Source organism: Aeromonas simiae (assembly GCF_014892695.1).
Taxonomy (GTDB): domain Bacteria; phylum Pseudomonadota; class Gammaproteobacteria; order Enterobacterales; family Aeromonadaceae; genus Aeromonas; species Aeromonas simiae.
The window spans coordinates 3,237,685-3,247,500 of sequence record NZ_CP040449.1; the positions used below are offsets into that span (position 1 = coordinate 3,237,685).

Annotated in this window: 5 protein-coding genes, 1 tRNA gene and 2 rRNA genes (1 of these 8 only partly in view); 2 read left to right on the forward strand and 6 right to left on the reverse strand. The window is 57.9% G+C overall.

From position 1 onward, the window contains the following. Positions 1-59: 59 nt before the first annotated feature. Both FE240_RS15440 and FE240_RS15445 read left to right on the forward strand, forming a co-directional pair. Positions 60-1,013 (forward strand): LysR family transcriptional regulator, encoded by a 954-nt coding sequence (locus tag FE240_RS15440; RefSeq protein ID WP_193002233.1) that lies wholly within the window; start codon positions 60-62, stop codon positions 1,011-1,013. Between the two features lie 169 nt (positions 1,014-1,182). Then, a complete protein-coding gene (locus FE240_RS15445) occupies positions 1,183-2,382 on the forward strand; it encodes a NupC/NupG family nucleoside CNT transporter (protein WP_193002235.1) in 1,200 nt (399 codons plus the stop codon). A gap of 193 nt (positions 2,383-2,575) precedes the next feature. Here the strand turns inward: FE240_RS15445 and FE240_RS15450 are convergent, their stop codons facing one another. The 6 genes from FE240_RS15450 to FE240_RS15475 all read right to left on the reverse strand — a co-directional run. Continuing rightward, on the reverse strand, positions 2,576-3,064 hold the full coding sequence (locus tag FE240_RS15450) for a methylated-DNA--[protein]-cysteine S-methyltransferase (RefSeq protein ID WP_193002238.1): 489 nt from the start codon (positions 3,062-3,064) through the stop codon (positions 2,576-2,578). A 39-nt stretch (positions 3,065-3,103) separates the two neighbouring features. Continuing rightward, positions 3,104-6,190, reverse strand: coding sequence for a transglycosylase domain-containing protein (locus FE240_RS15455; RefSeq protein ID WP_193002240.1), 3,087 nt, complete (start codon positions 6,188-6,190; stop codon positions 3,104-3,106). Positions 6,191-6,380: 190 nt separating this feature from the next. Continuing rightward, positions 6,381-6,698: a PTS system regulator TmaR gene (gene tmaR, locus FE240_RS15460; RefSeq protein WP_193002243.1), complete on the reverse strand. Its 318-nt coding sequence runs from the start codon at positions 6,696-6,698 to the stop codon at positions 6,381-6,383. A 599-nt stretch (positions 6,699-7,297) separates the two neighbouring features. Then, positions 7,298-7,374: transfer RNA gene (locus tag FE240_RS15465), tRNA-Asp, on the reverse strand. 30 nt (positions 7,375-7,404) lie between these two features. Beyond that, positions 7,405-7,519, reverse strand: a 5S ribosomal RNA gene (gene rrf / locus FE240_RS15470). Positions 7,520-7,623: 104 nt separating this feature from the next. Beyond that, positions 7,624-9,816 (reverse strand): 23S ribosomal RNA (locus tag FE240_RS15475) (it continues 697 nt past the right edge of the window).

Consider the following 9,816-nt stretch of genomic DNA (forward strand, 5'->3'; position numbering starts at 1 on the left):
GCTGTCGTGGCCCTGAGCGCTTTGTCATAATGGCGCTTTGTCCACCATAGGAAACAACGATGCTGCAACGGCTGCCCCAGATGCTGATCCTCGATGCCCTGGTGCGCGAGCAGGGCTTCTCTGCCGCCGCCCGCCGCCTCGGTGTCTCCAAGTCCTATATCAGCAAACAGTTGGCCCAGCTCGAGGCCAATTTAGGAGCCCAGTTGGTGCAGCGCACCACGCGCCGCTTCGCGCTTACCGAACTGGGCGAGGCCTATGCCCGCTATTGCCGCGATCTCACCGCCCTCGCCCAGGAGGCCGATGCCATGGTGGCCGAACACCAAGGCCGGGTCAGCGGTGTCCTCCATCTGGGAGTGGGTCAGTCGTTTGGCCACCTGCACGTGGTGCCACGCCTGCTGGAGTTTCAGCGCCGCTATCCCGAGATCGAGCTGGAGATCTCCTTGTTCGATCACAGCAGCAACCTGGTCGATAAGGGACTGGATCTGTGGATCACCACGGTGGAGGAGAAACCGGAGGGGCTGGTGGGACAGCGACTGGCCGACATCGGCTTCGTGCTGGCCGCCTCGCCTGATTACCTGTTGCAGCATGGGGCACCACAGACACCCCAAGAGCTGCATCAGCACAACTGCATCACCTACCAGAGCCGGGAGCGCCGCTATGACCAGTGGCACTTTCGTCATGGCCGCGAGCGCCAGACGGTGCAGGTGAGCGGCAACTACCGGGTGGATCTGGCCGAGGCGGTGCGCGATGCCGCACTGGCCGGGCTTGGGATCGCCTATATTGCCGACTACCTGCTCGATGACGAGTTGCGCCAGGGGCGGCTCATTCCCCTGTTGCCAGAATGGACGCCGAGCCAGAAGATGGCGGTACACGCCGTCTACGCCCGGCGCGAACACCTGGCCCCCAAGATCCGTCACTTCATCGACTTCCTCAAGGTGGAATTCGGCCACCCTCCCTATTGGGCGCTGCGCCAGTCCCCCTGGCTGAATCGATTGTCCACCAGCGCAAAATGATTGTTCCCATATAGAAACGAAATTGATTCAACCGTTTAAAATCATACGGTTATAGGGCAAAAAAACGATTTACAGGGGATGGTAACAGGGTGGCAACAGGTGCCGCTTGCAGGTGGGGGTGGGGCAGCGCAGAATCCGCGCCCATCCAATCACCTCACCCGGAGTCGCCATGATTGCCCTGCTCGGCATCCTCGCCATCCTGGCCGTTGCCACCCTCTGCTCGAACAACCGCCGCCACATCCCACTGCGCACCGTCTCTTTCGCCCTGCTGCTGCAACTGGCCTTCGCCGCTCTGGTGCTGTGGCTGCCAGCCGGCCAGGCCGTGCTCAACGCGGTCAGCCAGGGGGTCAGCTCTGTGATCGACTACGGCCAGGAGGGGATCGCCTTCCTGTTCGGTGATCTGGCCAAGTTCAAGCTCGGCTTCATCTTCGCCTTCAACGTGCTGCCGGTGATCATCTTCTTCTCGGCCCTCATCGCCATCCTCTACCACATCGGCCTGATGCCGCGCCTGATCGCCCTACTCGGCGGGGCACTGCGCCGGCTGCTCGGTACCGGCCGTGCCGAGAGCCTCTCCGCCACCGCCAACATCTTCGTCGGCATGGTCGAGGCCCCCCTGGTGGTCAAACCCTACCTGGCCAAGATGTCCGACTCCCAGTTCTTCGCCGTCATGAGCTGCGGCCTCGCCTCCGTCGCCGGGGGCACCCTGGTGGGCTACGCCAGCATTGGTGTTGAACTCAAGTACCTGATCGCGGCCGCCTTTATGTCGGCACCCGCAGGGCTTGCCATGGCTAAGATCCTGGTGCCGCCGACCGAAGCCGAGGAGGATCACCATGAAGATGTGGTGATCCCGCGCGCAACCAACGTGATCGAGGCGGCTGCCGATGGAGCCATGGCTGGCCTCAACATCGCCGTCGCGGTCGGAGCCACCCTGCTCGCCTTCGTCGGTATCATCGCCCTGCTCAACGGCCTGCTCGGCTGGGGTGGAGCCCTGTTTGGCTTCGATCTCAGCTTCCAGCTCCTGCTCGGTTGGCTGTTCGCCCCCGTCTCTTGGTTGATCGGTATTCCCTGGCATGAGGCGCACGCTGCCGGGGCCCTCATCGGCACCAAGATTGTGATCAACGAATTCGTCGCCTTCATCGCCCTGGTTCAGGATCAGACCCTGAGCGAGGCGAGCAAGGCCATCGTCACCTTTGCCCTGTGCGGCTTTGCCAATATCTCCTCCATGGCCATTCTGATCGGTGGCCTCGGCGCCATGGTGCCCGAACGCAAAGCCTTCATCGCCCGCTTTGGTATGCGCGCCATTTTGGCCGGGGTACTCGCCAACCTGATGAGCGCCTGCCTCGCCGGCCTCTTCCTCACTCTTTCCTGACAAAGCACCTTGTCATTTCTGCCCGCCATTCGGCGGGCTTTTTTATGGCGATGAGAGACAAAAAAAGCGCCTCGAAGAGGCGCTGGGGAAAAAACAGATTGGAAGCGTCACATGGTGCCACCCAAACCGTTATCGGCCTTGAGTGCAGACTCACTTTACGCCCGCCTCTCTGAAGGTGATATGAGCCATCACTTCATCCCGCGTTCATCTTTGCAACGCGCAGCTCATGCTCGAGCAGCCACGCCTTGATCGGCAAACCGCCGGCATAGCCGGTCAATGCCCCCCCGCTGCCAATGACCCGATGGCAGGGCACGATCACACTGAGGGGATTGCGTCCATTGGCCGCCCCCACGGCCCGCACTGCCTTCGGGTTACCAATAGCCTCGGCAATCTCGCGATAACTCACGGTCTGGCCATAGGGGATCTCGCACAAGGTGGCCCATACCGCCATCTGAAACGGGGTGCCACGCGCCGCGAGCGGTAGATCAAATCGGGTCAAGCGCCCGCTAAAATAGGCCTCGAACTGCTCCAGATAGGGGCGTAGCCCCCCGTCGTCGCGTCGCCACTCGGGCAATATCGGCTGTGGGCTCTCTCCCTCACAAAACTCCACATGACGCAGGCCATCGTCATCGACGGCAACCAGCAGCGGACCACGGTCGGTGGCGCAAAAGCTGTATAACATCGGGGCTCCAGCAGTAAGAAGGGGCCTTTCGGCCCCTGTTCAGTGAGTGAGTGGCGCCCGGCACTGGGTGTGTGTGCCGGGCTCCAGATAGGGGACCAATACCGGCGCCATGCCCTTGAGCACCTGCACCGGCAGCGCCGAGGTAAAGCGGAACTTGTCTGAGGCGCTTCCCGGTACATAGGCCGTCAGGGTGCCGAAGTGATCACTGCCCAGATAGAAGACAAAGGTTGCCGTCCGGTTGCGTGCCTGGGAGCTGATGACATTGCCATAGCGCCCCACGCTCTGGATCCGGTTATCCCCCGTCCCCGTCTTGCCTCCCATGACAACAGGCGAGCCATCGGCCAGCTTGAAGGCCCCTGAAATACGGCGCGCCGTACCGGCCTCCACCACCTGAGAGAGTGCCCCACGCAATGCCGTGGCGACTTCGCTTGGCAACACCCGAACCCCGGCATCCCGCTTGGGCAGGAACTCGGTCTCAAACGGCGTGCCTTTGGCAAACTCGAGGCGATCGATGCGCAAGGTCGGCAGCCTGACCCCATCGTTCACGATGATCCCGATCAGCTCCGCCAGTGCGGCCGGGCGATCGCCTGAGCTACCCAGCGCGGTGGCCAGTGAAGGCACCAGATGATCGAAGGGATAACCCAGCCGCTGCCAACGCTGGTGAATATCGAGGAACGCCTCAACCTCCAGCATGGTGCGGATCCGACTGTCGCGGGCACTGCGATGACGGGTCTTGAAGAGCCAGCCGTAGACTTCTTGGCGCTCATCCCTGCTCGCTTCTACCGCATCGCGGAAGGTCGCCTGCTCCGCAGACTTCAGGTAACCGAGCAACCACAACTCGAGCGGGTGCACCCGTGCGATGTAGCCCTGATCCGGCAGGGAGTACTTGCCGGGGCCGTAGGTGTTATAGAGCTGCTGGATCCGCTTTTCGGTCAACACATTGCGCTGCGCCTTGGGTAACCGCGTGTCGAGGAAAGCCCTGAATTCGTCCAACCCAGCCTGGGGGAAGAGATAGCGGTGTACCGCAGCCAGACGCACCGCACTTGGCTTAAGGCCATCTAGGAAGGTGTCCATCCGCTGCTCCGCAGTTTTGCCCTGATACTTGCGCCAGAAGCGCAACAGGTAGGTCTGCCCTTCCTTGTCCGCAAAGCGCACCAGATACTCGGTGCGGCGCGGATCCCTGTCATCTTTCATTAGCTGGGCTCGGTTGCCCTCCTTGTAGAGGCTATAGCGGGCGATGTCGCGCAGCAGCCGCACGAAAGGCAGGTTGATGGATTCGCGCAGCGAATCGCGCAGGGTCGGCATGCGGCCGTTATCTTCCTTGCGGAAGTTGTTGAAGGTATGCATGCCACCACCAGTGAAGAACCCCTCATAAGGGCTGGCCGAATACTTGCGATCCAGCGCCGCCTCTAGCATGGGGGAGAGCCCGCGATCCTTGCTGGTTCGCAGCCAACCGATGGCCCAGCGGCTCAGGTTATCTTGCGCCTCCTGCTCCATCTTGCGCAGAGACTCCGCCGGCATCTCAGCATAGCGATCGTGCAATTCGGCGATGATCTCGAGATAGGTGGTCAGTACCCGCAACTTGGCGGTAGAGCCCAGCTCTAGCTTGCTGCCTTCATTGATGTCGAACGGTTGATCCGTGTTATCCGTTTGCACCCGCACCCGGAAACCATCTGCTGTACGCTCGAACAGGGTGAAGCTGTAGCGCACGTCACCAGTCTTCTCAGGCGAGAGCAGACGCTCGCCAAACAACCCGACCTGCGCGGCAAAGGCAGGATCCGCCAACTGATGCAGGTAGGCGGTGACCTTATCCTGCAACTCGAAATTGAGGCTGGTATCGGCGGTAAGATCCATGCGATCGAGATCGTAGAGCTGCACCCCAAGCTGACGACTCAGACGCAGGCGCGCCACCTGCAATCCCTTGGTATTGTTGACCCGGACGATGGCGGGGGCCGCAGCAAACTGACGGAACTTAAGCTGAGCCTTAAGAGCGGCCTCCATCAGCGGGGGATCGATCATCCCCTCCTGCAGGAACAGGCGCAGGTAGCTATCGGTCAATGTCGCCAGATCCTCACGTCCTTGAGCCAAGTAATAAGAGGGGCGGCGGTGCGCTATCATCAGCGACACAACCTGGCGTAAAGCCAGGCCACGCTCGGCCAGGCTGGCCTCAGAGTCAAGGGACGGATCGAGTAACTGGTTCACTCGTTCGAAATCGGCCCCAAACCAGACCCACAGACCATCACCCAACCCATGCACCTCGCCATAACCGGGCGCTGCCGAAAGCGGCACCGAGTTGAGATAGGCCCAGGCGACCAGCTTGCGTGCCTCCAGCGTTTCCGGGCCAAGACGGTAGGCTCGGATACTGGCGGAGATCATCTGCTTCAGCTTCTCCTTGGGAGAGAGGGTCAACCCATCCGGTGAGTGGCGATACTTCTCCACTTGAGTCGCCAACGTACTGCCGCCTGCGGATTGCTCCTGCACATCCAGCGCCTTGCCTAACTGCGAGACGGCAGCCTTGACGAAGCGGGGCCAATCTACAGCGGGGTTGGCCAGCGGCTCCTCATCACTGAGCAGATCCCGGTTCTCGATAAACAGCAGCGACTGAACAACCAATTCGGGGATCGAATCGAATTTGGGATAGTGGTGACTGGGATAGCGGAACTGATAGACGGTGTCGGCGCGGCAATCATGCAGTGTGAGACCCGCCTGCACCTTCTCGGTATAGGGCACGAAGAAGCCGTGCTCCGCATAGTTCTGGAGCTCATCGGAGAAGCGCACTTGTTGATGCACCTCGAAGCCACGCTGTTGTAAGCGCTCCTGAATATCAGGCAGGGCAACATAACCCAAACGCTTATCAAAAGGGCCTGCACTTGGAAACACAATATGGGAGCTGGGGCCAGGCTCAACCTGATAGGTCAGGTCAGAGGCATAGCGTGAGAACTCACGCGACTGCAGAGTCGAGGTCTTCATCTCGAATAACAGCAATGCTATTGCAGCTCCGACGATGAGGAGAACGAGCAGCCAAAATATCCATTTAAACCAGGAAAAGCGGCGTTTAACCGGCTTAACCTCGGAGTTATCCTCAGGTGCCACTATGTTTGAATCCGTCTGTTTTGATGCGCCCATATGAAGCTCCATGATGGTTGCGCAACTTATAAGAATTGTTATCCGTGCTCACGCATGCAGAGAAGGATGCGTGTCTGAATTGATGGTAACAGGGGGTGGGGCAAAAAGGCAAAGCAGCCCTGAGGGTTGCTATCTGGAGCCTTCATCGTCAGCGGAAAAATGAAAAACCGGCCTATCGGCCGGTTCGCATTTACTTCTGGGAGCTCATCGCTCTGATCTTGGTAGAAAGCTCACGACGCTCCTTGGAGAGTTCGGCATTCTTGATGATGTACTCGTCAACACGCTCATCATAGTCGGCGCGCATGTTGGCGATGATAGCCTGGATCTCTTCCACGCTCATGTTGGGTTTGATGTAGTCACTCAGGTTGTCGAGCAGCAGTACCCGCTTCTGGTTATCACGGATTTTCTTCTCGATATCCTGAATCTCACGCTTGAGCTTATTCTGGCGACGGGACATACGAACATATTCCAATACATCGCTGAATGCAGACTTGTTTACTGGTTCCATAGCAATACCGCATGTTAAGTGTCAGAGAAATTGGCGAGGAGGCCTGCCAGCCTCGCAGACATCCCCCTACTTTACCGAGTTCACGCAGCGAAACAAACCCCACACCGTCTGGAATGACCACAAATGCAGGCTTTTGTTGATCGCAGGCGGTAAAAATCGGTCGAACGTTGTCCCTTATCCTATGTTCAAAAAACGACAAGATAATGATATGGGACGCTTTTCCCTAACATGAAAAGAGCACCGTTTAGAAAAATGGCCTTTCCTTCATGGCAAAGCGCGCCCTAAAAACCATCCTTCTCGGAGCGTCAAGCCAACAGGCCCTGCGTCGGCTACGTTGGCGCCTTAAATACATTCAAGAGCGCCGCCCCTCTCGCACCAAACAAAAAAACCAGTCGCTCGACTGGGCTTCTCTTGCACGACGGGGTGGCTGCCACGCGAGTGGCAGAGGGTGAGATGCAGGGATTAGGGGGTATCCGAAGGCCGAGGCGATGACCACCTCTGTGGTCGTCCGGCGATTCGCAATACAGCGATACACAGCAATAAACGCCCCATGCAAAAGCAAAAAGGCCTTCCCATCAGGGAAGGCCTTCAATAGTTAGTGGCGGAGCGGACGGGACTCGAACCCGCGACCCCCGGCGTGACAGGCCGGTATTCTAACCGACTGAACTACCGCTCCGCATTCGGCTAGCTTATTGCTAAATTGGGTGCCTGGCAGTGTCCTACTCTCGCATGGCATCTGCCACACTACCATCGGCGCTACAGCGTTTCACTTCTGTGTTCGGCATGGGAACAGGTGGGTCCACCGCGCTATGGCCGCCAGGCAAAATCGTAATCCGAAAAGCTGATTGCACTCATGATTCTCATCACAAGCACTAAAGTCGTTCTCACTTCGTCACAAGCGCTCAAAACACTTCTTGGGTGTTGTATGGTTAAGCCTCACGGGTAATTAGTACGGGTTAGCTCAACGCATCGCTGCGCTTACACACTCCGCCTATCAACGTTGTGGTCTCCAACGGCCCTTTAGGACCCTCAAGGGGTCAGGGATGACTCATCTCAGGGCTCGCTTCCCGCTTAGATGCTTTCAGCGGTTATCGATTCCGAACTTAGCTACCGGGCAGTGCCACTGGCGTGACAACCCGAACACCAGAGGTTCGTTCACTCCGGTCCTCTCGTACTAGGAGCAACTCCCTTCAATCATCCAACGCCCACGGCAGATAGGGACCGAACTGTCTCACGACGTTCTGAACCCAGCTCGCGTACCACTTTAAATGGCGAACAGCCATACCCTTGGGACCAACTTCAGCCCCAGGATGTGATGAGCCGACATCGAGGTGCCAAACACCGCCGTCGATATGAACTCTTGGGCGGTATCAGCCTGTTATCCCCGGAGTACCTTTTATCCGTTGAGCGATGGCCCTTCCATACAGAACCACCGGATCACTATGACCTGCTTTCGCACCTGCTCGACCTGTCCGTCTCGCAGTTAAGCTGGCTTATGCCATTGCACTAACCTCCTGATGTCCGACCAGGATTAGCCAACCTTCGTGCTCCTCCGTTACTCTTTGGGAGGAGACCGCCCCAGTCAAACTACCCACCAGGCACTGTCCGCGATCCCGATTCAGGGACCTGCGTTAGAACATCAAACATACAAGGGTGGTATTTCAAGGTCGGCTCCACGACAACTAGCGTCATCGCTTCAAAGCCTCCCACCTATCCTACACATGTAGGTTCAATGTTCAGTGCCAAGCTGTAGTAAAGGTTCACGGGGTCTTTCCGTCTAGCCGCGGGTACACCGCATCTTCACGGCGATTTCGATTTCACTGAGTCTCGGGTGGAGACAGCATGGCCATGGTTACACCATTCGTGCAGGTCGGAACTTACCCGACAAGGAATTTCGCTACCTTAGGACCGTTATAGTTACGGCCGCCGTTTACCGGGGCTTCGATCAAGAGCTTCGTGTTACCACTAACCCCATCAATTAACCTTCCGGCACCGGGCAGGTGTCACACCCTATACGTCCACTTTCGTGTTTGCAGAGTGCTGTGTTTTTGATAAACAGTCCCAGCCATCTGGTCACTGCGACTCCCAACAGCTCCGTGAGCAAGTCACTTCACCATCAAGAGCGTACCTTCTCCCGAAGTTACGGTACTATTTTGCCTAGTTCCTTCACCCGAGTTCTCTCAAGCGCCTTGGTATTCTCTACCCGACCACCTGTGTCGGTTTGGGGTACGATGACATGCAATCTGAAGCTTAGAGGCTTTTCCTGGAAGCAGGGCATCAATGGCTTCACCACCGTAGTGGCTTCGTCTCGTGTCTCAGTGTTGTGTCTCCGGATTTGCCTAGAAACACCACCTACGCACTTTCACCAGGACAACCGTCGCCTGGCCCACCTAGCCTTCTCCGTCCCCCCATCGCAATTACATGCCGTGCAGGAATATTAACCTGCTTCCCATCGACTACGCCTTTCGGCCTCGCCTTAGGGGTCGACTCACCCTGCCCCGATTAACGTTGGACAGGAACCCTTGGTCTTCCGGCGAGGAGGCTTTTCACCCCCTTTATCGTTACTTACGTCAGCATTCGCACTTCTGATATCTCCAGCATACCTCTCGATACACCTTCGCAGACTTACAGAACGCTCCCCTACCACTTGCACTGAGTGCAAATCCGCGGCTTCGGTGCCTGGTTTGAGCCCCGTTACATCTTCCGCGCAGGCCGACTCGACTAGTGAGCTATTACGCTTTCTTTAAATGATGGCTGCTTCTAAGCCAACATCCTAGCTGTCTGAGCCTTCCCACATCGTTTCCCACTTAACCAGAACTTTGGGACCTTAGCCGGCGGTCTGGGTTGTTTCCCTCTTCACGACGGACGTTAGCACCCGCCGTGTGTCTCCCGGATAGTACTTACTGGTATTCGGAGTTTGCAAAGGGTTGGTAAGTCGGGATGACCCCCTAGCCTTAACAGTGCTCTACCCCCAGTAGTATTCGTCCGAGGCGCTACCTAAATAGCTTTCGGGGAGAACCAGCTATCTCCGAGTTTGATTGGCCTTTCACCCCCAGCCACAGGTCATCCCCTAACTTTGCAACGTTAGTGGGTTCGGTCCTCCAGTTGATGTTACTCA